The 25,971-nt window shown below is 29.2% G+C and carries 26 protein-coding genes and 1 pseudogene; 16 read left to right on the top strand and 11 right to left on the bottom strand.

Translation table 11 applies throughout. The features are described from left to right. Positions 1-6: 6 nt before the first annotated feature. The 3 genes from F1B92_RS00495 to purF all read left to right on the top strand — a co-directional run bounded on the left by F1B92_RS00495 (position 7) and on the right by purF (position 4,685). Entirely contained in the window at positions 7-2,499 is a 2,493-nt protein-coding gene (locus F1B92_RS00495) for a molybdopterin guanine dinucleotide-containing S/N-oxide reductase (RefSeq protein WP_154569961.1), read from the top strand. A 91-nt stretch (positions 2,500-2,590) separates the two neighbouring features. Then, on the top strand, positions 2,591-3,343 hold the full coding sequence (gene dapB, locus F1B92_RS00490; RefSeq protein WP_154569960.1) for a 4-hydroxy-tetrahydrodipicolinate reductase: 753 nt from the start codon (positions 2,591-2,593) through the stop codon (positions 3,341-3,343). A 1-nt stretch (position 3,344) separates the two neighbouring features. Further along, complete coding sequence (purF, locus tag F1B92_RS00485) at positions 3,345-4,685, top strand: amidophosphoribosyltransferase (protein WP_154569959.1); 1,341 nt, start codon at positions 3,345-3,347, stop codon at positions 4,683-4,685. 1,151 nt (positions 4,686-5,836) lie between these two features. Here the strand turns inward: purF and F1B92_RS00480 are convergent. From F1B92_RS00480 to F1B92_RS00455, 6 genes and pseudogenes are all read right to left on the bottom strand, one after another. Further along, positions 5,837-6,247 (bottom strand): SEL1-like repeat protein, encoded by a 411-nt coding sequence (locus tag F1B92_RS00480; RefSeq protein ID WP_154569958.1) that lies wholly within the window; start codon positions 6,245-6,247, stop codon positions 5,837-5,839. Between the two features lie 348 nt (positions 6,248-6,595). Then, on the bottom strand, positions 6,596-6,778 hold the full coding sequence (locus F1B92_RS00475; RefSeq protein WP_154569957.1) for a hypothetical protein: 183 nt from the start codon (positions 6,776-6,778) through the stop codon (positions 6,596-6,598). A 272-nt stretch (positions 6,779-7,050) separates the two neighbouring features. Next, positions 7,051-7,300 (bottom strand): annotated as a pseudogene (locus F1B92_RS00470) (DNA adenine methylase); the annotation flags it as partial. 17 nt (positions 7,301-7,317) lie between these two features. Then, positions 7,318-8,055, bottom strand: coding sequence for a bifunctional phosphoribosyl-AMP cyclohydrolase/phosphoribosyl-ATP diphosphatase HisIE (hisIE, locus tag F1B92_RS00465; RefSeq protein ID WP_154569956.1), 738 nt, complete (start codon positions 8,053-8,055; stop codon positions 7,318-7,320). Continuing rightward, on the bottom strand, positions 8,052-9,122 hold the full coding sequence (locus F1B92_RS00460) for an SPFH domain-containing protein (RefSeq protein ID WP_154569955.1): 1,071 nt from the start codon (positions 9,120-9,122) through the stop codon (positions 8,052-8,054). The genes hisIE and F1B92_RS00460 overlap by 4 nt, the downstream gene beginning before the upstream one ends. Before the next feature lie 15 nt (positions 9,123-9,137). Further along, on the bottom strand, positions 9,138-10,064 hold the full coding sequence (locus F1B92_RS00455; RefSeq protein ID WP_154569954.1) for a branched-chain amino acid transaminase: 927 nt from the start codon (positions 10,062-10,064) through the stop codon (positions 9,138-9,140). A gap of 142 nt (positions 10,065-10,206) precedes the next feature. On the opposite strand from F1B92_RS00455, the gene F1B92_RS00450 reads away from it, so the two are divergent. The 13 genes from F1B92_RS00450 to ccoS are packed head-to-tail and all read left to right on the top strand — an operon-like array spanning position 10,207 to position 21,117. Continuing rightward, a complete protein-coding gene (locus tag F1B92_RS00450; protein WP_154569953.1) occupies positions 10,207-10,410 on the top strand; it encodes a tautomerase family protein in 204 nt (67 codons plus the stop codon). Continuing rightward, the gene (bcp, locus tag F1B92_RS00445; RefSeq protein WP_154569952.1) at positions 10,407-10,910 is read left to right on the top strand and encodes a thioredoxin-dependent thiol peroxidase; all 504 of its coding nucleotides are present in this window, start codon (positions 10,407-10,409) and stop codon (positions 10,908-10,910) included. The genes F1B92_RS00450 and bcp overlap by 4 nt, the downstream gene beginning before the upstream one ends. Before the next feature lie 3 nt (positions 10,911-10,913). Then, positions 10,914-11,975 (top strand): epoxyqueuosine reductase QueH, encoded by a 1,062-nt coding sequence (locus F1B92_RS00440; protein ID WP_154569951.1) that lies wholly within the window; start codon positions 10,914-10,916, stop codon positions 11,973-11,975. Between the two features lie 37 nt (positions 11,976-12,012). Then, positions 12,013-12,462: a 3-hydroxyacyl-ACP dehydratase FabZ gene (fabZ, locus tag F1B92_RS00435; RefSeq protein WP_154569950.1), complete on the top strand. Its 450-nt coding sequence runs from the start codon at positions 12,013-12,015 to the stop codon at positions 12,460-12,462. 11 nt (positions 12,463-12,473) lie between these two features. Then, on the top strand, positions 12,474-13,259 hold the full coding sequence (lpxA, locus tag F1B92_RS00430; protein ID WP_154569949.1) for an acyl-ACP--UDP-N-acetylglucosamine O-acyltransferase: 786 nt from the start codon (positions 12,474-12,476) through the stop codon (positions 13,257-13,259). Then, positions 13,259-14,485: an ATP-dependent Clp protease ATP-binding subunit ClpX gene (gene clpX, locus F1B92_RS00425; protein ID WP_154569948.1), complete on the top strand. Its 1,227-nt coding sequence runs from the start codon at positions 13,259-13,261 to the stop codon at positions 14,483-14,485. Before lpxA ends, clpX begins: the two co-directional genes overlap by 1 nt. A 9-nt stretch (positions 14,486-14,494) precedes the next feature. Next, a complete protein-coding gene (locus F1B92_RS00420; protein WP_154569947.1) occupies positions 14,495-15,529 on the top strand; it encodes a rod shape-determining protein in 1,035 nt (344 codons plus the stop codon). Continuing rightward, positions 15,522-16,271: a rod shape-determining protein MreC gene (gene mreC, locus F1B92_RS00415; protein ID WP_154569946.1), complete on the top strand. Its 750-nt coding sequence runs from the start codon at positions 15,522-15,524 to the stop codon at positions 16,269-16,271. The genes F1B92_RS00420 and mreC overlap by 8 nt, the downstream gene beginning before the upstream one ends. Positions 16,272-16,323: 52 nt before the next feature. Continuing rightward, positions 16,324-16,758 carry a Sua5 YciO YrdC YwlC family protein gene (locus F1B92_RS00410; protein WP_154569945.1) on the top strand — a complete coding sequence of 145 codons (435 nt, stop codon included), beginning with the start codon at positions 16,324-16,326 and terminating at the stop codon, positions 16,756-16,758. After that, on the top strand, positions 16,755-17,351 hold the full coding sequence (locus tag F1B92_RS00405) for a lactate utilization protein (protein ID WP_154569944.1): 597 nt from the start codon (positions 16,755-16,757) through the stop codon (positions 17,349-17,351). The genes F1B92_RS00410 and F1B92_RS00405 overlap by 4 nt, the downstream gene beginning before the upstream one ends. Continuing rightward, positions 17,351-18,454 carry a DNA adenine methylase gene (locus tag F1B92_RS00400; protein WP_154569943.1) on the top strand — a complete coding sequence of 368 codons (1,104 nt, stop codon included), beginning with the start codon at positions 17,351-17,353 and terminating at the stop codon, positions 18,452-18,454. Before F1B92_RS00405 ends, F1B92_RS00400 begins: the two co-directional genes overlap by 1 nt. Positions 18,455-18,514: 60 nt before the next feature. Beyond that, the gene (locus tag F1B92_RS00395) at positions 18,515-20,896 is read left to right on the top strand and encodes a heavy metal translocating P-type ATPase (protein ID WP_154569942.1); all 2,382 of its coding nucleotides are present in this window, start codon (positions 18,515-18,517) and stop codon (positions 20,894-20,896) included. Continuing rightward, the gene (gene ccoS / locus F1B92_RS00390; RefSeq protein ID WP_154569941.1) at positions 20,893-21,117 is read left to right on the top strand and encodes a cbb3-type cytochrome oxidase assembly protein CcoS; all 225 of its coding nucleotides are present in this window, start codon (positions 20,893-20,895) and stop codon (positions 21,115-21,117) included. The genes F1B92_RS00395 and ccoS overlap by 4 nt, the downstream gene beginning before the upstream one ends. Positions 21,118-21,132: 15 nt before the next feature. Here ccoS and serC read toward each other — a convergent pair whose 3' ends face one another. From serC to F1B92_RS00365, 5 genes are read right to left on the bottom strand one after another with little or no spacing between them, the layout of a single operon-like run. Beyond that, the gene (gene serC, locus F1B92_RS00385; RefSeq protein ID WP_154569940.1) at positions 21,133-22,212 is read right to left on the bottom strand and encodes a phosphoserine transaminase; all 1,080 of its coding nucleotides are present in this window, start codon (positions 22,210-22,212) and stop codon (positions 21,133-21,135) included. Positions 22,213-22,221: 9 nt separating this feature from the next. Then, positions 22,222-23,388, bottom strand: a complete 1,167-nt coding sequence (gene xseA, locus F1B92_RS00380; RefSeq protein ID WP_154569939.1) for an exodeoxyribonuclease VII large subunit — start codon at positions 23,386-23,388, stop codon at positions 22,222-22,224. Continuing rightward, positions 23,388-24,104 carry a bifunctional demethylmenaquinone methyltransferase/2-methoxy-6-polyprenyl-1,4-benzoquinol methylase UbiE gene (ubiE, locus tag F1B92_RS00375; RefSeq protein ID WP_154569938.1) on the bottom strand — a complete coding sequence of 239 codons (717 nt, stop codon included), beginning with the start codon at positions 24,102-24,104 and terminating at the stop codon, positions 23,388-23,390. Before ubiE ends, xseA begins: the two co-directional genes overlap by 1 nt. Positions 24,105-24,114: 10 nt before the next feature. After that, positions 24,115-25,479, bottom strand: a complete 1,365-nt coding sequence (locus F1B92_RS09425) for a CYTH and CHAD domain-containing protein (RefSeq protein WP_154569937.1) — start codon at positions 25,477-25,479, stop codon at positions 24,115-24,117. Between the two features lie 34 nt (positions 25,480-25,513). Then, positions 25,514-25,930, bottom strand: a complete 417-nt coding sequence (locus F1B92_RS00365; protein WP_326833053.1) for a Fur family transcriptional regulator — start codon at positions 25,928-25,930, stop codon at positions 25,514-25,516. Positions 25,931-25,971: the final 41 nt, after the last annotated feature.

The following is a 25,971-nucleotide window of genomic DNA, read 5'->3' as shown; positions in this document are numbered from 1 at the left end:
GAAGTAATGTCAAATTTAGATTTATCAAGAAGAAAAACTCTAAAAACTTTTGGTGCTTTAGCAATTATGCCTCTTATAATGCAGACAAATTTATTTGCAAAAAGCAAGGTTTCATTTAGCGTTATAAAAGATGGTGAAATTTTAACAGCAGCTCACTGGGGGATGCTAAAACTAACTATTAAGGATGGATTGATTGTAAAAAGTGAGCCTTATCAAAAAACTTCAAATATTAAAAATCCTCTACAGCTTCACACTCAAGATTTAGTTTATGCAAAAGATAGAATCAAATTTCCATATGTCAGAAAAAGCTATCTAGAAAATCCAGATTCTCCAAAACCTGAACTTAGGGGTGCTGATGAGTGGGTTAGGGTTAGTTATGATGAGGCTATAAAGTTGATTGCAAAAGAGCTTAAAAAGACTATTAAAATTAGTGGAAATGAGAGTATTTTTGCTGGAAGTTATGGATGGAAAAGTCCTGGAAATATGCAAAATGCTAGAATTTTACTACATAGATTTATGAATCAAATCGGTGGATTTACGGGGAGTTTGGGCGATTATTCAACAGGTGCTTCTCAAATTATTATGCCTCATGTTTTGGGAAGCATTGAAGTTTATGAACAACAAACATCATGGCCGCTTGTTTTAGAACATGCAGATGTTGTGGTAATTTGGGGAGCTAATCCATACTCTACTTTAAAAATCGCTTGGACAGTTAGTGATGAGAATGGCTTTAAATACTTAGAAGAGTTAAAAAATAGCGGTAAGAAAATTATATTTATAGATCCGATTAGAAATGAAACTTGCAAATTTTTAGATGCTAAATGGATATCTCCACGCCCAAATACAGATGTAGCTTTAATGCTTGGTATGATGTATGAGCTTTATACTTCTAAAAAATATGATCAAAATTTCTTAGATACCTACACGACTGGTTTTGATAAATTTTTACCTTATCTTTTAGGTAAAACAGATAACGTAGCAAAAACACCAAAATGGGCAGCTAAGATTACAAAAATAGATGAAAAAACTATTAAAAATTTAGCACACACTTTGTTTGATAATAAAACTATGATTATGAGTGGATGGGGGATGCAAAGAGCTCATCACGGCGAGCAGCCACATTGGGCATTAGTAACGCTTTGTGCGATGTTAGGACAAATCGGGCTTGCAGGTAGAGGATTTGGATTTAGTTATCACTATAGTAATGGCGGAACTCCAAGTGCAAAAGCTGGAATTTTAGGCGGAATCAACTCAGGCACTTCTAATGGCGGAACAGGTCAAAGTTGGCTACAAAAATCCACAAATTCAGCTTTTCCAGTAGCAAGAATAGCTGATGCTTTGCTAAATCCTGGAAAAACTATAGATCACAATGGCAGTAAAATTACATATCCAAAAATAGATTTTATATATTGGGTTGGCGGAAATCCTCTAGTCCATCATCAAGACACAAATACAAATTTAAAGGCGTGGAGAAAACCAAGAACTGTTGTGGTAAATGAAATTTATTGGACTCCAACTGCAAGAATGGCAGATATTGTGATGCCTGTTACAACTATTTATGAAAGAGATGATATTTCAATGTTAGGAGATTATGCAAATTTAGGTATAACCCCTATGAAAAAAGCGATTGAGAAAGTTGAAGAGAGCAGAAATGACTACGAAATTTTTAGTGATTTAGCGAAAGAATTTGGCGAGGATACATATAAAAAATATACGCAAGATAAGAGCGATTTAGATTGGATAAGAGAGTTTTATGAGAGTGCAAGATCTCAAGCGATAAAGATGGATTTAGAAAATTTAAATGGTGTTGTTATGAAGCCTTTTGATGAATTTTGGGCTGAAAATAAACCTATATTTTTCACTCAAACTCAAGAAGGGTATGATTTTGTAAGATATGCTGATTTTAGAGAAGATCCTATTTTAGCACCTTTAGGTACTCCATCTGGATTGATTGAAATTTATTCTGAAACGATAGAGAAGATGAATTATGATGATTGCAAAGCACATCCTATGTGGTTTGAGCCTATTGAATGGCTTGGTATGAAAGAAAAGCCAGCCAAATTTCATCTCATAAGCACTCATCCAGAAAACAGACTGCACTCTCAATTAAACAATACAGCCTTAAGAAATAGCTACTCTATAAACAACCGTGAGCCTATTTGGATAAATACAAAAGATGCAAAAGTTTTGGGTATTAAAACGGGTGATTTGGTTAGAGTTTTTAATAAAAGAGGTCAAATTTTAGCAGGTGCTTTGGTTAGCGATGATGTTATTAGCGGTGTTGTTAGATTGAGTGAAGGGGCTTGGTATGATCCTTTTGACCCTCTAAATTTAAACACTCTTGATAAAAATGGCAGTGCAAATGTCTTGACAATAGATATGCCAACTTCAAAACTAGCTAATGGTAATATTTCTCACACGTGTTTAGTTAATATTGAAAAATTTACAGGCAAAGCACCAGAACTTAGTATTTTTAAAGAACCAAAAATGCAAAATTAAATTTACCCCGATTAAAGGGGTAAATTTAATTTATCAAAGTCTTATTATAAATTTGATATACTTAAAAAGTTAAATTTTTTAAAGGATTAAAATGCTAAATATCGGAATTTATGGTGCTAGCGGCAGAATGGGGCAGATGATAGCTCAGTGTTTAAAAACATATGAAAATGTAAATTTATCAGCATTGTTTGATAGACAAAATTCAAACGAAGAGCTTTTTTGTGAAAATTTAGACGAATTTTTGCAAAAATGTGATGTGATAATAGATTTTTCATCGCCAAATGGCACAAAAACTCTTTTAAAATACGCTCAAAATTGCCCAAAGCCGCTTTGTATTGGCACAACTGGTCTAGATGATGAAACTATAAATTTAATGAAAGAAGTATCTAAAAAAACCGCACTTCTTTATGCTACAAATATGAGTTTAGGTGTGGCTGTATTAAATCAACTTGCATTTTTAGCTAGTAAAAGCTTGGCTGAATTTGACGCTGAAATTTTAGAAATGCATCACAAATATAAAAAAGACGCACCAAGTGGCACAGCTTTAACATTAGCTCAAAATGTTGCAAAAGCTAGAAATTTGGATTTAAATAAGGTAAGAGTTAGCAGTAGAGATGGGATTATAGGCGAAAGAAGTAAGGATGAGATAGCTATTATGTCTTTAAGAGGCGGTGATATAGTGGGCAGGCATACGGCTGGGTTTTATGGCGATGGAGAATTTATAGAGTTAAATCATACGGCAACTTCAAGAGCAACTTTTGCAAATGGGGCCATAAAGGCTGCTATTTGGCTTTGTGGGCAAAAAAATGGGCTATATTCTATAAATGATTGTTTAGGATTTTAAGATGTGTGCAGTAGTTGGAGTTATAAATTCTGCAAATGCAGCAAAAACCGTGTATTATGGTCTGTTTGCTATGCAACATAGAGGGCAAGAGGCAAGCGGAATTAGTGCTAGTTTTAATCATCATATAAAAACATATAAAAATCAAGGACTAGTATCTGATATTTTTAATAATGAAATTTTAAATTCACTACAAGGCTTGATGGCTATTGGCCACAATCGATACAGTACAGCAGGAAGCAAAGAAAGTAAAGACGCTCAGCCAATAGCAGCAAACTATCTATTAGGTGAGATTTCAGTGGCTCATAATGGAAATTTAATTAATAAAGATGAAGTTAGAGACCATTTAATAAAAGAAGGTGCTATTTTTCACACAAATATGGACACTGAAAATATTATTCATCTTATAGCAAGAAGCAAGGAAAATCTTTTAAAAGATAGAATTTTAGAGGCATTAAATATCATAAAAGGAGCGTATTGCTTGCTCATAATGAGTCGATCTAAGTTGTTTGCTATAAGGGATAAATTTGGAATTAGACCGCTTAGTATAGGAATGTTAGAAGATGGTGGATATATTGTAGCGAGTGAGAGTTGTGCTTTTGATTTAGTTGGAGCTAAATTTATAAGAGATGTAAGACCTGGCGAAATGGTAATTTTTGAAGAAGGTAGCGATAAAATAGAGAGTTATCAAATTTTCAAAGAGTGCGATCCAAGAATTTGTGCTTTTGAATATATATATTTTTCTAGACCTGATAGCGTTGTGGAGGGTAAAAATGTTTATGAGGTAAGAAAAAATTTAGGAAAAACACTAGCTTTAAAAAATAAAATTAAAGCAGATATGATTATTCCTGTGCCTGATAGTGGAGTTCCAGCTGCACTTGGATTTTCAAATGAGAGTAAAATTCCTTTTGAAATGGCAATAGTTAGAAATCACTATGTGGGGCGAACTTTTATAGAGCCAACGCAAGAGATGAGAAATTTAAAAGTGAAATTAAAACTAAATCCAATGAGTTCGGTATTAAAAGATAAAAGCGTAATTGTTATTGATGATAGTATCGTAAGGGGAACTACTTCTAAAAAAATAGTAGAATTATTAAGACAAGCAGGCGCTAGAGAAATTCATTTTAAAATAGCAGCACCTGAGATAAAATTTCCTGATATTTACGGCATAGATACGCCAAATAAAGATGAATTAATTAGTTTTAAATCAAATATAGAAGAGGTTAGAAGATATATAGGCGTTGATAGTTTAGAATTTTTAGAAATAGATGAATTAATAGAAGGAATTGGTCGCGAAAGAAGATATTCGCTAGTTAGTTTTGATGGAGATTATTTTGTGAAATGATTTAGTAAATTTAGTAAGAATTTAATTCTTACTAAATTTTATTTAAAATTTTAGTTATTTTTGGTTTAAAATTGGAGAACTAAATTAAAAATCCTTAAATTTGAAGCTAAATTAATAACTATAATAAAACTAAGAATCTTATTTTGCAAGTAAAGGTTTATAAATTTAACTTAAAATTTGAAATTTATTAAAAACATAATATTTACAAAGTGATCAATGGTTATTATTTTAGATTTATTGCAAAAATGAGGCTTAAAAGAATTTAATTTTATAAAATTTAATTATTACCTAAACCTCTTTTTAATATTATTCTTCATCTTTCTAAATCCACTCTTTAAATGTAATTCAAAATTTACTTTAATACTATTATAAATTATGCTTAGTTTTTAAACTAATTTTTAACTTCTCTCTATTTTAGTGGCTAAATTTTTGACCGTATTAAATCAAATTTATCTGTTATTTTATATTTTTAGATTCAGTAAATTTTCTCTTAGCACTAATCTTATAATCCTTAAATTTTAAATTCCATTAATATCATTTACAAACTCATTTTGCTTTTAATACCGCGGTTTGAAAAAACTAGTTTTTAGAGTTAAATTATTTCATTAAATTTAACGCCTAAGCCTAAATTTGCCACAACTCCTTTTTATACAAAAATAACTCTCATCTATTTTGCTTCTTAGTTTTACTCTCTTTTAGCATTAAATTTGAATTTATTTAAAAACTTTATCTGAAATTTTTAGCAACTCTTATAACTTTAAATCAAAAAATCTTATAAATTTAAGAGATAATTTGTTGAGGTAAAGACATTATTACAAATACAAGAATAGTTCCTGTATTTAAAGGCACTGATAATTTATAATAGATGCTATTAATATACTTAAAATTACAGAAAAAGATTTAATTAAAGAAAAAAAACAAAATTAAATCAAATCCTTTAGCGAATGCTGTACTAGTGCAAATTTTAAGAAAAGAAGCAACAAATATAGAATTAAGCTTTCAAGGCTTTATTTAAAACAAAAGATGGTAGAAAATTTTCTACCATCTTAAATTAATAGTTTTTATAATTGAAACATCCTTTATTATATCCAAGCTTACAAGCCTTTATATAAAAAGATTTTGATAATTTTTTATATTCTTTTTTCTTTTTCTTATCTTTTTTTATTAGTTGATTTTTCTGAAAAATAATCGCCAACATCATTGCAACCTTTACCATCTTGTAATTCGCACATTTTTTTATCATAAAGATATGCTTTTTCTATATCCTTTTTTGGTAAAAAATCACCATCTCCAACATAAAAAATATTGCTTAGATTTCTACAACTTTCTATATCGTTATTATTACACTGTTTTTCATAAAATTTAATTGCTTCATCTAAAAATTCTTTACAAATTGCTTGTTCTTCACTATTGTTGCCAAGATTAGTCCCCCCCCCCCTTGTTGAAAACATTGGAGTGCAATATTCAAACAAAACACTAAATTTATCTACTGCTGGATTAAATATAAAATTACTTGCAAATAAAAATGAACTTGTTAATAAAATTAAAATTATTTTTTTCATATTTTCCACCTTTTTAAATATTATAGCATTTTACCTACTCATTCCCCTATGCCTTTGTATTTTTCTTTTTTATATATGAAATTTAACAAAGAATTTAAAATATCGCCCTTGCGTGGATAAAGTTAATGTCAATCGGAAAAGCCAAATTAGCGAACTTTTTTCTACATCAGGCTGACCATCTAAAATAAATGTACTTTTATATCCAGATGGTATTTTATTTTTAATTTTCTCAGTTCAAATTTTATTAAATTGTTTATTAAACTCTTCTTTGTCAAATGGATATTTTGTTACAAAATTATCAACCATAATTAGTTTCTAAGTTGATATTTTTCATTTATGTTTTTTGTTTCATCTGCTGTTTTTTTTAAAATCCCATTTGGTTTCTTTTGAATTATATAATTTATTTTGCATATTAACTAAATAAATTCTATCAGGATTTGATAAATTTGCTATAACATTGCCACGAAGTTCTGCTCTTGTTATTTCACCAAGTCTAGTTGAAACTAGTTCTAGTAACACATCCTTTTTCATCAGTGTTGCCGTTTTTATTTTCTCGTATTTTTTATACACTTATCTTCTATAAATAAATTAATTTTATTAGAAAAGTCAATTTATTTAAATTCTTTTATCAACTCTATAAACTTTAATCCAAATTCTTTATCATTGTTAATTTTATTAATTATAAAATTTCCAACAAACTCTTTTTATTTTTTAATGGTTTTTGTTTTGCAAAATATTTATTTCGTTGTCAATTTTATTTAATTTACTATTTTTCATATTTTTTCCCTTATCAAAGGTTTTTTATTTTTGATATTTGTTAAATAACACTCATTTATAATCTTAGAATAAAGTTCCAAATCATTTGCTATTAAAAAATCGCTATGTTGCTTTAAAAATCTAGCCACAATCCCACTTCCGCTAAAAAGATCGAGTGTGCTTAATTTATCTTTTTTTAACTCTTTTTTTTACAATTTTTACACCATCATTAATAAAATCAAGTAAAGAGCGTTTATTTCCTAGATATGTAATGATTTGTTTAGTTAAAAAATCGATGTTTTCTTTTCACTCAACTACTTTTTCCTTGATTTTTTCTCATCTATTCCGCTTAACCCATTCCTGCGTGCAAGTTCGTTTATAATTTGACTTGGATGTATGTTGTGTGTAGCTAATGCAACTAAAAGATGAAATATTAAATCACTTGCTTCATAAACTACGTCAAATTTAGGATTTCCATCTATATGTTCGCCAAATTTTTCAATGTTAAATTTAGCGTATTTATTAAATTTAGTTAAGTCTTTGCAAGCTAAAACAAATTCTGCAGCTTCTTCACAAATTTTTTTAAGCATAGCATTTTCGCCACGACTTATAAGGTTTGCTACGTATGAATTTTGTGGCGATGCATTTAGTTTTTTATATTGTATGATGTGGTAAATTTCATCTATTGTGTCATAAATTTTTAGCGTTTTATTTTGGGTAGGTTTTTTAAATTTGCCATCTAAATTTATCTCTTTAAAAAAACAACTCTTAGCACCAGTGTGGCATGCTACGCCTTTTTGTTTGACTTTTAATAGCAAGGTATCATTATCGCAATCAAGATAAATTTTTTCTATTTTTTGAAAATTTCCACTCTCTTGACCTTTTTTCCAAATTCTATTTTTAGTCCTTGAAAAATAGTGAGCAAATTTTGTGAAGAGGCTTAAATTTAAAGCCTCTTCATTCATAAATGCAAGCATTAAAACTTCATTTGTTTGATAGTCTTGAACTACTACTGGTAGCAATCCACCGCATTTTTGCCAATCAACTTTCATTGGTTACTCATAATACTTTGTTTTTGTGGATTTTTTGTATCTATCCAGATATTTGGAATAGCTCCACCAGGAGTTAAGAAAATTTTAGCGTCTTTATTTTCTCTAAGAGCTTCGTTAAATTTAGCTTGAGTTTCGATCTGTTTTAACTCTAAAATATTTCTATCTAAACTTTTTGCTATTTCTTTATTTGCATATGCAGATGCATCAGCTTGAACTTTTATGGCATCAGCTTTTCCTTGAGCTTCTATTAAAACTGCTTTTGCATTACCTTCTGCAAGAGCTGCTTTTTTGAGAGCTTCTTGATTTGCTCTTTCTACTTCATATTTTGTTCTTTCTGCTTCTTGCTTTGCTATTTGAACTCTTTCTATTTGTTCTTTTATCTTGTCAGGCAAGATTATCTCTCTTAACTGCACAGCTAATAAATTTACAGGTTTATTTGGAAGTGATTCTATATTGTTTCTTATTTGGTTATCGATAGCATCGGCTATTTCATTTCTTTTGGTTGGAAGTTCTTCTGCTGTATATTTTCCAGTTACGCTTCTAACAACATCACGAACAACAGGATCTATTATTTTATTTTCCCATGAAAAGCCCCATTGTGCAATAGTATTTGGTGCTGTTTCTTGATTTAGGCGATATTGAACAGTGATATCAATACTAACGGGCAGATTTCTAGCATCTAAAACAGAAATTGAGTTTTTCCTTATAATTCCTGAACCGCTTAAATTTGCAGCCTCTCCTCTATCTTCGCCGCTTGTGTAGTTGATAATTCTAACTCTAGTATCAACAACAAAAACTTTTTGCATAAAAGGTATAAAAAAGTGAAATCCTGGTTGCATTGGCTCTATTGCATATCGACCTAAATTTGATTTTATACCGACTTGACCTGAGCTGATTGTAACAAATGGCTTGGTTATGAATAGTATTAAAACCACAACTATAAGTATGTAAAATATTGGTGAAAATTTACTAAATCCTTTAAATTCGGGCATTTTTTTATCAAGATTTTGTTTATTTTGATCGTTGTTTTTGTTTTTATTGAAATAATCATTTAAATCTGCTGGCATTTTTTATCCTTAAATTTAGTTACAATATGTTAGGTATTTTAAATATTTTTCATCTTCGCCTCTAACTGCTGCAAAATATGCTTTTTGAAGTTTTTTAGTGATCTCTCCAATTTTTCCGCTTCCAATAATTCTTCCATCAACGTTGCTAATTGGTGTAACTTCAGCAGCTGTTCCTGTAAAAAACGCTTCATCACTTACATAAACTTCATCTCTTGTGATTTTTTGTCTTTTTACTTCATATCCTAAATTTTTAGCAATTTCTATAACTGTATTTTGAGTGATACTCTCTAGGCTTGTATCATTTGGTGGAGTTATAATTGCCCCATCTCTTACTATAAAAAAGCACTCACCACTTCCTTCTGCTACAAATCCATTAGCGTCTAAAAGCAGAGCTTCATCATATCCGCAAGTGATTGCTTCGTGATTTGCCATTTGAGAGTTGAAATAGTTTGCACTTGCTTTTGCTTTACTCATCATCGCATTTGGTGCAGGTTTTGCCCAAGATGAGATTTTAACTTTTATACCATTTTCTAAAGCTTCTTCGCCCATATAAGCACCCCATTCCCAAGCTATTAATGCTACTTGAGTTGGAGATCCAAGATGAGAAACGCCCATTGAACCATATCCTAAAAATATAAGCGGTCTTAAATAGACAGTTTCTTTAAAATCGTTTGATTTAATAAGCTCTATTTGAGCTTTTATCAACTCATCCAATGTATAAGGTACGTCTATAAGGCACGCTTTTGCTGAATTTAATAGTCTTTTTGTGTGTTCTTCTAGTCTAAAAATAGCAATTCCATTTTTAGTTTGATAGGCTCTAACGCCTTCAAATACAGCATTTGCATAGTGAAGTGAATGTGAAAGTACGTGAATTTTAGCATCATTCCAAGGGATTAATTTTCCATCTAACCATATGTTTTTAGCTTCTTTTACTTTTGCCATAATTTTCCTTAATTTTTAAATTTTAAAAAGTTTATGATTATAGCTAAAATTTCTTTAAATAAAAAATTTTAATTTAAAATTTGTATTAAATTTATAGAATTTATTGATATAATTATGCGAAATTTTATGATAAAGGAAAGATATGCCATTTATAAATGTAAAACTAACAAACCCTCTTCCAGATAAAGAGACTCAAGATAAAATCGCTTCTGAGATTACAGAAATTTTTATACAAAATTTAGGAAAAGTGCCTGAAAGAACGGTTGTTGTTTTTGAGGGTGTAAATGCAAGTGATTTTTATTTTGGAGGAAAAAGTGTTGAAGATATTAAAAAGGGTGTAAAATGAGTGAATTTAGCCAAGAAGATATAGATAGAAAAATTTCGCTTCAAAAAGGGGATAAAGCTCCAAATTTTAGCCTAAAAAATAGCGATGGCATAGAGATAAATTTAAATGATTTTGTTGGTAAAAATGTAGTTTTGTATTTTTATCCAAAAGATAATACCCCAGGATGTACTACCGAAGCTTGTGAATTTACTCAAAATTATGATGAGTTTATAAAAAATGACACAGTTATTATAGGAATTAGTCCAGATTCAACAAAATCTCACACAAATTTTACTCAAAAATATGATTTAAAACATCTTTTATTAAGCGATGAAGATAAAGTTGTAAGTAAGCTTTATGGTGTCTATCAGGTTAGAAAAAACTATGGACGTGAATATTTAGGCATAGTTAGAACTACTTTTGTTATAGATAAGCAAGGTATTATAAAAAAAGTTTATAAAAGCGTTAAGGCTAAAGATCACGCTGCAAAAGTTTTAGCTGATTTGACTAATAAAGATTAAAATTTGGTAGTTCAAATTTGTTGCAGTGTCGATAGTCACTATTTTTTAAGGTGTCTTAAAAAAGAGTTTCCAAATGAGAATATAATTGGCTATTTTTATGATCCAAATATACATCCATATAGCGAGTTTTTGCTTAGATTTGAAGATGTTAAAAGAAGTGCAAAATCTCTAAATATAGAGGTATTTTTAGGAGATTATGAGATTGATGAGTGGTTTAGCTATATAAAAGGGCTTGAAAATGAGCCAGAGCGTGGTAAGAGATGTCAAAAGTGTTTTGATTTTAGAGTGGAAAAAACGGCTCTTTTTGCTAAAAAAATAGGACATAATTTAATTACCACAACTCTTTTAATGAGTCCTAAAAAATCTCACGACCAACTTACTAAATCCCTTGAAAACATTTCTAATAAATTTGATCTTAAATTTATAGCGCCTGATTATAGAAAAAATGGTGGATCAAATGAGCAGTTTGCTTTAGCTAAAAAAGATAATTTATATCATCAAAACTATTGTGGTTGTATGTTTGCTATGGATTTTAAAGAGAGTTTAAAATTTGAGTTAATGAGTCCTATAAACAATCAAATTTTGCCAAATTCAGCCGATGATAGAATTAAATTTTATAAAAAAGTTAGAAAATTTGAAGAAAAAAATATTAAATTTCAAATTTTAAAAGATAGTTTTATAAATTACCGTCTTTTACAAGGTCTGGTTAAATTTGACAATAAACCTGTAAAAAGCTATTTTTTGTTTAATTCTCATTTAGAAAAAAAATTAATCAAATTTAAAATCACTGACAAAAAAAGTAAAATTCTTGATTTAAAAAATCAAATTAGGCTATTTAGTTTTAATGAATTTAATCAAATTCTAAACTATAAATTTAAAAATTTTGATGAGTTTTTAAATAATCCTTTAAGTATAAAAAAGGAACTTAAATTAAGGGATAAAATTTGCAAAAAAGGGAGCTTTTCACCAATTATAATAGTAGATCAAATTTACAAAAGTCAAGTAGAAATAAAAATAAATTCAAAAATATACCTAGATATTAGAGAAATTTTAGTAAGAATTTGATAAAATATTTGGTTAAATAAAATTTGAAGGTTGATTTATGATAGATGTTGTAGAAATTATGAAAATTTTACCACATAGATATCCGTTTTTACTTATAGATAGAGTAGCGGAATTAGAAATTAATAGTCATATTGTAGCTTATAAAAATGTAACTATTGGAGAGCCTGTTTTTGAGGGACATTTTCCAGGTCATCCAATCTATCCAGGAGTTATGATAATTGAAGGAATGGCACAAGCTGGCGGAGTTTTGGCGTTTAAAAGTATGGAGGCTAAAGATAAAAGTAATGAGTTGGTTAATAAAGTAGTTTATTTTATGAGTATAGATAAGGCGAAATTTAGAAAACCAATAAGACCTGGCGATAGAGTCGTTTTTAAAATTAGCGTTATAAAAAATCGTGGTAAGATTTGGGTTTTAAATGGCGAAGCGTATGTGGATGAAAATTTATGTGCTGAGGCTGAATTGCAAGCTATGATAGTTGATAAATAGTTGGATTTAAAATGAACATTCATAAAACTGCTATTATAGAAAATGGTGCAAATTTAGGAGAAAATGTTACAGTTGAAGCATACGCTTTTATAAGTAAAGATTCTAAAATAGGTAAAAATTCCATTATAAAACAAGGCGCTAGAATTATAGGCGATACTACAATTGGTGATAATAGTAAAATTTTTAGCTACGCTATATTAGGAGAAATTCCGCAAGATATGAGTTTTAAAGATGGCGAAAAAACAGGACTTATTATAGGAGAAAATGCTACAATTCATGAATTTTGCACTATAAATTCAGGCTCACACAAAGGCGATGGATTTACAAGAATTGGCAGCAATGCTTTTATAATGGCATACTCTCATATTGCACATGATTGCATTTTGGGAAATAATATAATTATGGCAAATAACGCAACCCTAGCAGGACATGTTGAAATAGGAGATTATGCCGTAATAGGTGGGCTTACACCTGTTCATCAATTTGTAAAAATAGGTGAGAGTTGTATGATAGCAGGAGCTTCAGCACTAAGCCAAGATATCCCTCCGTTTTGTTTAGCTGAAGGAAATAGGGCTTATGTTAGGGGTTTAAATTTAGTAGGACTTAGAAGAAGGTTTGATAAAGATGAAGTTGAAATTATCAATAAAGCTTATAAATTTATATTTAACCAAGGTGTAAGCATAAAAGAACAAGCACAAATTTTATTAGATCAAACATCAAATTTAAATGTTAAAAAAATGTGTAAATTTATAATAAATACAAAAAGAGGAATTCCTCTAAGTAAAGGAAAAATTTAATGACAAAAATATGTAGTTTTTGTGGCAGTGATAGCAAAGATGGAAGAAAAATTTTACCAAATTCTGAACGAAATTCGTTTATATGTGAATTTTGTATAGACGCTGCTTATGAGGTCATTCATGGACAAGAAAATCAAGAAAAAGAAAAAAAATACAAAGAGCCAAATTTTGATGAAATTACACCTAAAAAATTAAAAGAAGTTTTAGATGGATATGTGATTGGACAAGATATAGCTAAAAAAACTTTTAGCGTTGGAATTTACAATCACTACAAAAGAATTTTTAAACAAAACAAAATAGATGATACAGAAATTTCAAAGTCAAATATTTTATTAATTGGTCCAACAGGAAGTGGAAAAACCCTAATGGCACAAACTTTAGCTAAACATTTAGATGTTCCAATTGCTATTTGTGATGCGACTAGCTTAACAGAAGCTGGATATGTTGGTGAAGATGTTGAAAATATTTTAACAAGACTACTTCAAGCAGCCAATGGAGATGTAAAAAGAGCACAGATGGGCATTGTTTTTGTTGATGAGATTGATAAAATTGCAAGAGCAAGTGAGAGCAGGAGTATCACTAGAGATGTAAGTGGCGAGGGCGTTCAGCAGGCTTTATTAAAAATAATAGAGGGAAGTTTGGTAAATATCCCACCAAAAGGCGGCAGAAAACATCCTAATCAAGATTTTATACAAATAGATACTACTAATATTTTGTTTGTTTGTGGTGGTGCTTTTGATGGTTTAAATGATATCATAAATCAACGACTTGGAAAGAATATTTTAGGTTTCGGGCAAGAAAAACGAACTAAAAAAGAGATTCAAAATTTAATCCATTTAGTTGAATCTGATGATTTAGTTCATTTTGGTATAATTCCAGAATTAATCGGAAGATTGCATATGGTAGCTACTTTAAACGATCTTGATGAAGAGGATATGGTTAGAATTTTAACTGAGCCAAAAAATGCTATTTTAAAACAATATGAGAAAATTTTTGCAATTGATGGAGTAAATTTAAAATTTGATAATGAAGCTCTTTTAGAAGTTGCAAAATTAGCTATTAAAAGAAAAACAGGAGCAAGAGGGCTAAGAAGTATAATGGAAAGCATTATGCTTGATGTGATGTTTGATTTGCCTGAGTTGAAAGGATATGATGTTATCATCTCAAAAGATGTTATAAGTGGCGAAAAACCAATTTTAGTCAAGCAAGATAAGATTAGTGTATAAAGGAAAAAAATGATAATTGATACGATTTTAGGGCTTTTTTCGAGCGATATGGGTATAGATTTAGGCACAGCAAATACGCTTATTTTAGTAAAAGATAAAGGCATCATTATAAATGAACCAAGTGTGGTTGCTGTTGAAAATACTAAATTTGGAAAACAGAAAATTTTAGCCGTTGGACACGAAGCAAAAGATATGGTTGGTAAAACTCCTGGCGATATACAAGCAATTCGTCCGATGAAAGACGGGGTTATAGCTGATTTTGATATGACTGAGAGAATGATAAGATATTTTATAGAAAAAGCACATAAAAGAAAGAGTTTTATAAGTCCTAGAATTATAATTTCAGTTCCATATGGACTAACGCAAGTTGAAAGAAAAGCTGTTAGAGATAGTGCTTTGATGGCAGGTGCAAGAGAGGTGCTTTTGATAGAAGAGCCAATGGCAGCAGCTATTGGAGCTGGACTTCCCGTTGAAGAGCCTAAGGGTAGTTTGATTGTTGATATAGGCGGAGGCACAACAGAAATAGGTGTGATATCTCTTGGCGGTCTTGTTATTGGCAAATCAGTTAAAACAGCGGGCGATAAATTTAATACCAGCATTGTTAATTATGTAAAAGAAAAATACAATCTTTTAATTGGTGAGCGAACGGGAGAGGATATAAAAATAAAAATAGGCACAGCAGTGCAGCTTCCAAAAGAATTAGTTATAAATATAAAAGGCAGAGATCAAATTGGTGGGCTTTTAAATAAGATAGAGCTAACAAGCGAAGATATTAGAGAAGCGATGAGAGAACCTTTAAAAGAGATAGCCGATGCTTTAAAAAGCGTTCTTGAAATGATGCCGCCAGATATAGCTTCAGATATTGTTGAAAATGGAATTGTAATGACAGGAGGAGGTGCTTTAATAAGGGGTATAGATAAATATTTAAGTGATATAGTAAAACTACCTGTTTATGTTGCAGATGATCCACTTTTAGCTGTTGCAAAAGGTACAGCCAAAGCCTTAGAAAAGATAAATAAGCTAAGACAAATGTCAAATGAATAAAATCAAAAAGGTTGTATTTTTAATAATTTTTGTATTATTATCTGTATGCATTGGAGCTTTTGTAAAAGGTGGAGTAATTGATTTTAGCAGTTCTATTATAGGATTTTTTAAAGATACGAAAAATTTTGCAATAAATAAAATCGATGAACATTTTAATCAAGTAAACACAATAAAAACTCTAAGAGCGGAAAATTTAGAGCTTAAAAAATCAGCACTTTTGCTTAATACTTTTGCTCACGAATTAAATCAAATTTTAATCGACTCAAAGCTAACCAAATACGCACCAGATGTTAAACTTATCAAAACTTTATCTTATGTTAGCCCTGGTGATTACTCTAAATTTTGGGTAGATTTTGATGAGTTTAATAAAGATAAAATTTATGGTGTAATTTTTGGTGGAAATAGTGCTGGCATTATTACACAAAAAAATAATAGACCAATTTTAATCTTACAACATGATCCAAAATCATCATTTGGAGTTTATGTTGGAGATAATAAAATTCCTGGTATTGCTACTGGCGATGGAAAAAGAGTTGTGGTTAAATTTATACCAGAATGGTTAAAGCCAAAAATTGGAGATAAAGTTTTTACAAGCGGTCTTGATGGGGTGTTTTTTTCTGGCGTTTTTGTTGGAGAAGTGATAGAGGTTATCGATGAAGATCTATATAAAAGCGTGATTTTAAAGTCAAATTTTAATGAAAAAATTCCATCTTATGTGTATGTTATAACAAAAGAAAAATAGCATTTAAAGGTTAAATTTATAGCCATAGCGGCTTTGTTGATGGGATGTAAATATGATATATTTAGCACAAACTGATACAACAGTTGGTTTTTTGAGTAAAAATTTAAAAGAGTTAAACATAGCAAAAGGAAGAAAACTTGATCAAGATTGCTTGATTACGATTTCTAAATTTTATCTTTTAAAGGATTTTGTTAGAGTTCCAGTAAATTTTAGAAATTTTGTTAGAAGAGCTAAAAAAACTACTATAATTTATCCAAATTTAAAGAGTTTTCGTGTTGTTAAAGATTGTGAACATGCAAAATTTTTAGATAAAAATGGTTGGTTTTACTCAACTTCTGCAAATAAGCACGGATTGAAATTTGACTTTAAATTTGCCAAAAAGGTAGCCAATAAGATTGTTTTTAATGATGATGGAAGTAAATTTGTTGAAGGTGAGGCTTCAAGAATTTATAGGATTTCAAAAATAAAAAAAAGGAGGTTGAGATGATAGAGGTTATGCAAAATTTAAAAAATAATGGTTTTGAGGTGGTTTTAGTTGAAGATAAAAATGAAGCTTTAGAGTATGCAAAAAAGTTCATAAAAGCAGATATTAGTATCGGGCTTGGAGGCTCTACTACTGTTGCAGAAATCGGACTTTTGGACTATTTGACTAGTTTAAAAAATATAATATTATTTAATCAATATGAAAAAAATATATCTGGAGCTGAAAATTTAAAACGTAGAAGAGATGGGCTTTTGAGTGATTTATATATTACAGGAACTAATGCTATTACAAAAAATGGAGAGATTGTAAATGTGGATGGTAGCGGAAATAGAGTTGCAGCACAAATTTTTGGACCAAAAAAGGTTTTGATTTTTGTAAGTACGGATAAGATAGTAAATAATTTAGAAGAAGCGATGGATAGGATTAATAAAATTTGCATTCCAAAAAATATTCAAAGATGCAATGAAACTGCTTTAAAATATGGCAAAGAACCAAAATTTAATGAAAGGAATATTGCTAAAAAATTTAGCATTATAAAAGGCGATGATGAGGGAAGGATTATTATTGTGTTGATAAAACAAAGACTTGGATTTTGATGAAAGAAAACATCGATTTTTTAACTAAACAAATCATTACATATCTAGGAAATAAACGCTCTTTACTTGATTTTATTAATGATGGTGTAAAAATTGTAAAAAAAGAGTTAAAAAAAGATAAATTAAGCACACTCGATCTTTTTAGCGGAAGCGGGATTGTGGCTAGATTCTTAAAGCAACATAGCGATTTTTTAATAGCAAATGATTTGGAACTGTATTCTAAGATTATAAATGAGTGTTATTTAACAAATATAAATGATGATTTATTAATTGAAATTTCATCTATTTATAAAAATTTAAAAAAATCTATAAAAAATAATCTAAAAAGTGGTTTTATTAGCGAGTTTTACGCCCCCAAAGATGATGAAGATATACAGAAAAATGAGAGAGTTTTTTATACTAAATTTAATGCAAATTATATAGATACTGCTAGAATGGAGATTGAAAAAATTGATAAAAATTTACAAAAGTTTTTTATAGCTCCTCTTTTATATCTAGCAAGCAATCACACTAATACAAGTGGCGTTTTTAAAGGTTTTTACAAAAATAAACACGGCATTGGTCAATATGGCGGAAGTGGCAAAAACGCTCTAAAACGCATAAAAACTCAAATTTCTTTAGAGCCTCCTGTTTTTTCAAATTTTAAAAGCAAGTTTTTAGTTTGTCAAAAAGATGCAAATGATTTAATAAAAGAACTTGATAACTTAGATTTATGCTACATTGATCCACCATATAATCAACACCCTTATAGTTCAAACTATTTTATGCTAAATTTAATCGCTTCATACAAAAAACCGAATGAAATTTCTAAAGTTTCAGGCATACCAAAAGATTGGAACAGAAGTGCTTATAATAAGAAAAACAAAGCAAAAGATGCTTTTTTGGATTTAATTTCAAATTTAAAAGCTAAATTTATTTTGATATCTTATAATTCTGAAGGATTTATCACAAAAGATGAGTTTTTGGAAAATTTATCTAAATTTGGCAGGGTTGAAATTTTAGAACAAAACTACAATACTTTTAGAGGAAGCAGGAATTTAGCAAATAGAAATATCTATGTAAAAGAGAATTTATATATTTTACAAAAAAGATATGTTGGTTAAATTTAACTATCTCAAAGGCAATTATTTGTAAAATATCTTAAAAATTTGAAAGAGAAAATAATGACAAAAGTAAAATGCTCTCATTGTCAGCTTAAATTTAACGAAAATGATATGATTATCGATGAGTTTGGAGAGAAATTTTGTTGCAATGGATGTAAGCAAGTTTTTAATCTTTTAAGAGATGAGGGGTTTAGTGATTTTTATGTAAAGCTTGGCAAAAATAGCCTAAGCCCTGTTTTAAATTTAAAAACTACAACCTCTCAAAATACAAAAAACTTTTATAAAAATTATGTTAAAAAAACAAAAGATGGATTTAATGAAATTCACATAATAATAGATGGCATACATTGTCTTGCTTGTGTTTGGTTGAATGAGAAAATTTTATTTAATGCAAAAGGTATAGTGGAGGTTGAAATCAACGCTTCTACTCATAAGGCAAGAGTTGTTTGGGATGAAAACGAGATAAATTTAGCTCAAATTTTTACTTTAATTCAAAGCATCGGCTATAATCCATATCCATACGACATAACGCGTTCTCAAAACCATATAGATACAAAAAAAAGAGATTTTTATGCAAAGTTGATTGTTGGAATTTTTGCTACTATGAATATTATGTGGATAGCCATATCGCTTTATAGTGGCTATTTTAGCGGAATGGATAGCGAGATTAAAGATATTTTTCATTTTGTTGAGTTTGTGATTGCTACACCTGTGCTTTTTTATACGGGAAATGCATTTTTAAAAGGTGCAATCATAGCCTTAAAAACAAAAACGCCAAATATGGATTTGTTGGTATTTAGTGGGGCTTTTTTAACTTATATTTACTCTATTTATGCGATGTTTGCACGAAGCGGTGAAGTGTATTTTGAGAGCGTTTGTATGATAATTACCTTTGTTTTTGCTGGAAAATATCTTGAAGTGGCAAGTCAAAAAAAGGCTACAGATACAATTGATTCTCTTTCAAATTCTATCTTAGAAGAAGTTAAAGTAAAAACGGGCGAAAATTTTGAGCTTAAAGATCCAAATTTAGTAAAAAAAGGCGATATTGTGCTAATAAATAGCGGTGATAGAGTTTTGATAGATGGTATCGTAAAAAATGGAGTTGCCAGTTTTGATTACTCTAGTTTAAATGGAGAGAGTTTGCCGATATCTAAAGAAGCAAAAGACAAAATAAGTAGCGGTGCAATCTGCTTAGATGGTAGTTTGGAGTATGAATGTAGTAGTGATTTTGAAAATTCCATTTTAAATAAAATTATAAATTTAATCCAAAACGCCTCATTTAAAAAGCCAAAAATAGAGAAATTGGCAAATCAAATCTCAGCTAAATTTTCAATCATTGTGCTTAGTGTGGCGTTTATAACGTTTTTTGGATGGTATTTTGCTGTAAATTTTGAAAAAGCATTGATCGTTGCAATTAGTGTTTTGGTTATAGCTTGTCCTTGTGCATTAGGGCTTGCTACGCCAGTTGCTACTTTGGTTGGTCTAAATGTGGGGCTAAAAAATGCAATCATATTTAAAGAAGGCAAGGTTATAGAAACATTAGCAAAATCAAAAACTATAATTTTTGATAAAACAGGCACATTAACAAAGGCAAAATTGAAAGTAATAAATAGCGAATTTATGGGCAATTTTGATAAAAATTTACTTTTAAATTTACTAAAAAATTCTAATCATCCAGTAAGCACTGCTATTTTTGAGTTTTTAAATGATAATAGTTTTAAAAGCATTAAATTTGATGAATTTAAAAATGTTCCAGCAAAAGGCGTTGTGGCAAAAGTTAATGGTTTAAATTTACTCGGTGGAAGTGCTAAATTTATGCAAGAAAATGAAATTAATCTTTCAAAAAGCAAAACAACTAACTATTTTTTTGCTATCAATTCTCAAATTATGGCTAAATTTGAGTTGCAAGATACTTTGCGGGATGAGGCAAAAAGTGTTATTGGCGATTTAAAAAGGCTAGGATTTCAAATTTATATTTTGAGCGGAGATAATGAAAATGCAGTTAAAAATATAGCTCAAAGCCTTGAAATTCCTAATTTTAGAGCAAATTTATTACCAGATGAAAAAGCTAAATTTATAGAGAATTTAAGCGATAAAAATACAATTATGGTGGGCGATGGAGTGAATGATTTGGTAGCTTTAAATACCGCTAGCGTTGGTATTTGTATGGGTAATGGTGCTACTGTTAGTGTAGAAAAAAGCGACGCTGTACTTTTAAATGAAAATTTAAAAAATTTAAAAAATGCAATTTTATTATCAAGATGTGTCTTAAAAACGATAAAACAAAATTTAGCATTTTCTTTATGTTATAACGCTATTACCATAACTATTGCTATTTGTGGATTTATCATACCGCTTTTTGCTGCAATTTCAATGAGTTTTAGCTCGCTAATTGTTATATTAAATAGCTTAAAGATAAGAAAATTTAAAGGAGAAAAATGACGTCTGTTATATTTTTGATGGTAATTGTATCTATAACGCTTGGATGTATAGCTTTGTTTGCACTGCTTTGGGGTATTAAAACTAAACAGTTTGAAGATTATACTAAATTTTTAGATGGCACAAAATTTGATAGTGAAGAGGCACTTAATGACGCCTATAAAATGGAGCAAAAAAAGAAAAATGCACTTAAAAATAAAAGTGGCTATAGACCGCCTGATTAAGGGCAGTCTATTAAATTAGCCATTTTTTCTAGCAAATTCTCTCATAAAATCTACTAAAATTTCAACATCTTTTAGGCTAACTGCGTTATATAAAGAAGCTCTTATACCGCCTAAAATTCGATGACCTTTTAGACCTAGCATATTTTCTTTCAAAGCTTGATCTACAAAAATTTTTTCTAAATCTTGATTTTTTGGGATATTAAAACTTACATTCATCTTAGATCTTGAATTTTTTTGTGCATGACCTTTATAAAAATCGGACATATCATCGATTGCTGAATATAATAGATTAGATTTTTGTGTGTTTTTTTCATCAACTCCTTTTAATCCGCCATTTTCATAAACCCAATCAAGCATTAAATCAAGCATATAAATTCCAAATGTATTTGGAGTATTGCTCATAGAATCGGCTTTTATTTGAGTTGTATAGCGAAGAATGTTTGGAATTTTATCACTCACTCTTTGTGCTAAATCTTTTTTGATAACCACTAAAGTAACTCCAGCAGGACCACCATTTTTTTGAATTCCGCCATAAAAAAGCCCCACATTTTTTACATCAATTTCTCTTGAAAAAAGATCACTTGAACTATCTACGACAAGAGTTGATTTTGTTTTTGGAAATTCTAAATACTGCGTGCCATATATTGTGTTATTAGAACATATGTAGGTATAATCAGCATTGCTATCTAGTTCCGGAATATCTGGAATTCTATCAAATTTAGTATCTTGGCTACTTGCAACTACTTTATAATTTATGCCTAAAATTTCTGCTTCTTGTATGGCTTTTTGAGTCCAATTACCTGTATTTATATATTCACACACATTGCCACGACTGAGATTCATAGGAATTTGAGCAAATTGAAGACTTGCACCACCTTGTAAAAAAAGCACAGCATAATCATCACTAAATCCATAAAGATTTTTTACTTTTGCGATTGCATTAAATAAAACTTCTTCAAAAACTTTTGTTCTATGAGATACCTCCATTATTGAGTATCCAAGTCCTTTATAGCTTAAAAATTCATCTTTTGCTTTTTCTAAAACAGGTAAAGGAATCCCACTTGGTCCTGCACTGAAATTTATAATTCTATCCATTTTTCCTCCTTATTTGATGATTGCTTTTTTAGTTAAATTTTGTGAGCAAAGCATTATCTCATCTTTACTTTTTAGCTCTTTTAAATTTAATATCTTGCCATCTTTTGAGACTTGAACTAAATTTTTAGTTATTTTATAAAAATGTTCTTTTTCATCTAAAATAGCTTGGATTAAATTTATTTTTGACGAAGATTTAGCAAAAATTTCTTTAATCTCATTTTTAATTTTAAGCTCTAAATTTTCTAAAATCGATAAATTTGACCTTAGTTTTTCGTTTAAAGATCTGTTTTTTAGCAATAAATCTAAATTTGTAAGTAAATTTTGGCTGTTGTTTAATTTCAAAGTTATTAAATTTAAAATCTCATCCTCTTTTGCATCAAGCCACTGTATAAAAGCCATCTTTTCGGGCAATAAATCAACTATGGCCGCAGTTGGAGTAAGGCTTCTATGATCGCTTACAAAATCGCTTATACTATAATCAATCTCATGTCCAATTGCTGAGATGATTGGCGTTTTTGCTTCAAAAATAGCTCTTGCTAATTTTTCATCATTAAAGCACCATAAATCCTCTTTGCTTCCCCCACCTCTTGCTATAACAATTGCATCATATCCTTTTAAATCGGCTTTTTTAAGAGAATTTATAATCGAATTTGGTGCCATTTCTCCTTGCATTAATGAGTTATAAACATAGATTTTACACATATCGTTTCTATCTTTAGCAACTCTAAGTATATCTTGATAAGCGGCTGAAGTTATGCTAGTAATTAAAGCTATTTTTTGCGGAATATATGGAAGAGGTTTTTTGTGATTTATATCAAAAAGCCCTTCTTTTTCGAGTTTTTCTTTAAGTTGATTAAATGCTAGCTCTAAATTTCCAATCCCTTCTACTCTAAGACTATTTATGGTAAGCTGATAATTTCCGCTTTGTTTGTAAATAGTAACTTTTGCACTTGCTATAACCTCCATTGCTTCACTAACTTCAAATTTAATCTTTGAGTTATAAGGTTTAAACATAACACAATTTATAGAAGCATTTTTATCTTTTAAAACAAAATACCAATGCCCTGAGCTATGTTTTGTGAGGCTTGAAATTTCACCCCTAACTTCGACATTTGCAAAATTTATCTCAAGTAAGGCTTTAGCTTGCTCGTTTAAGTCGCTAACACTTAGTATCATTATATATCTCTAATCTTTTTTGCTATAAAAAGAGTTGTTACATCAAAATTAAAGCCTTTTGTAAGCTCTATCCTAAATCCGCACTCTAAAAGTTCGTTTTCAAACTCTTTCACATCTAAAAAATTATCAATTGATTGTGGAAGATACTCATAAGCTTCTTTGTTTTTTGATATATAACCTCCTATTTTTGGAAGTATTTTTTTTATATAAAAATCCCTGCATTTACCAGCTATACCGCACTCTTTTGGTTTTGTAAATTCTAAAGCTACAAAGTAGCCACCATTTTTTAACACCCTATTAAATTCTTTTAAAGCTTCTAATCTTTCAATAATATTTCTTATACCAAAAGTTATACTAAGGGCGTCAAATTCTCTATCTTTTAAAGTTGTATGTGTTGCACTTGCTTGAATAAATTCAAAATTTGGAAATTTATGCATAGCAACTTCTAGCATACCACTGCTTGGATCAACGCCTACTAACTTAGATATATTGGTATTATAGCCTTTTGACATATTATCCCAAAGTCCCATCATATCACCAGTTCCGCACGCAACATCTGCTATTTTCATATCTTTATTTATAAATTTACCTAAAATATTGGAGCAAGCTTCCTTCCTCCAGCTAATATCTATTCCAAAGCTCATAAATCTATTTGCTTTATCGTAGGTTGGTGCAATAGCATTAAACATCTCAATGATTTTTTCTTGCTGTTTCATAAATATCCTTTTAATAATATGCTTTTAAAATTTTTGAAATTTTTGAAATTTTTTTCATAAATTTATCTTTTTTTTCTAAAATTTCGCCTCTAAGCTCAAACATTTTAATAGAAATTTCATCTTTTTGAGTGGTTAAAAACTGATGAATTTCACCCTTATCATACATAGAAATTATATGACACCAAGCATCTTGGTCTTTTAAATTTTGAAATAATTTTTCTATATCTTTTGACATTTTATAACATTTCTCAAAACTTTTTAATCCAAACATCTCTATAAAATTTTCAAATAAATAGTTTATGTTTTGAATTTGAAATCTCACCTTATGAAAAGATTTATTTTGCGACTCATCGCTTAATTTAAAAAGTTTTTTTTCTAGCTTTACAATCTCTTTTCTAAGCGTTAAAGCCACAAATTTTTTCATCATAAATTTATTTGTGGCATAAATTTTATTGCTATCTTTTAATAAAATTTCATAATCCAATAAAACATCATCCATCTCTTCATTTTCAATAAATTTGCAAACATCAAAAAATTTTTGATTTGCAACAAATTCTAGACTTTCAATTACTTGACTTGAGTTTGGAACTTTTTTTAAATAGTTTATAAATACATCAAAATCGTGCCTATGGTTTGTTTGCTTTATCGCTATTTTGAGATTTTCTAAAATAATTTTTGATATTTTTGGATCATATAAATCGCTAGACATCTTTAAAAGACTTCTTGATTTTTTAATATTTACTCTTATTTTATGAAGAATTTCACTATTTTTTGTGGTTAAATACTCATCTTTATATTTTAAAATTTCATCATAGATTTGGGTAGTTATAGCTTTAAAATTATCATAAGCATCACTATAATCTAAAAATTTCATAGAATTTGACTTGTTAGTTTTAGCCTCGATATCACCATATAGACAAAGATACTTATCTTCATAAGCACTATTTGATGTGATTTCTTTCTTTTCAATATTTTTTAAAATTTCATTAAATTGAAAATTATTTGCGTCTATTTTGCTATTGATTTTAACCTCTAAAATAACAATTCCTTTCAAATTTGACTTAAAAACATCTAAAAAATACTCCTCATTTTCTATTTTGAATGAAAAATGTTCTTTTTTTATCGAGCGTGAAATTTTCTCTTTTTTTGCTGTTTTGTATTGATTTTTTGAAATCATAATTTCAACATTTTTTGGTTCTAAAGAGTTGGTAGTTTCATTAAGATAGTAGGCGTTATCTCGTTTTTTGTATGATATTGTTGTTTGTTTTGAAATTTTAGTGTAAAATTTAGTTATTTTTGATTTATAAACTACTATTTGATTTTTAAATAAAATATCTAAAATATCGCTATTTTTAAGCAAAAATTTTCTATTCACATTCAAAACACACCTCCTTAATTAAGTGTTTAAATTACGTTGATTGACAGTTTTTACAATCACAGATAGTCGCAGTTATGTTAAATTTAGTAATTTCACTAGAAATTTTTTTTTCTAAATTTTGTTGGTAAGAGCAAATTTCACAAACTTCATCATAAAAATCATAAATTTCACCACATTTTTCACAAACAACGTGAATATGGGGTCTTTCATATATATCAAATTTACTTTTTTGATTTGGCATTAAAATTTCAACAGCCAATCCATTTTCTATTAGTGTGCTTAAATTTTTATAAATCGTTGCTAAAGATATCGATGGATGCTCTTTTTTAATCTCATCATAAAGCTCGTCAATTGTTGGATGTGTATGTTTGCCAAGTATTCTTAAAACAGAAATTCTTTGAGGAGTGGCTTTTAATCCTCTATTTTTTAGCATTTCTAAAAACATAATTTTCCTTAATTTTAGTAAATTTGTAGATAATAGCTAAAATT

The organism is Campylobacter portucalensis, assembly GCF_009690845.1.
Classification (GTDB): domain Bacteria; phylum Campylobacterota; class Campylobacteria; order Campylobacterales; family Campylobacteraceae; genus Campylobacter_B; species Campylobacter_B portucalensis.
Note: the sequence above shows the minus strand (reverse complement) of the source record. Positions and strands in the feature narration are given on the sequence as shown.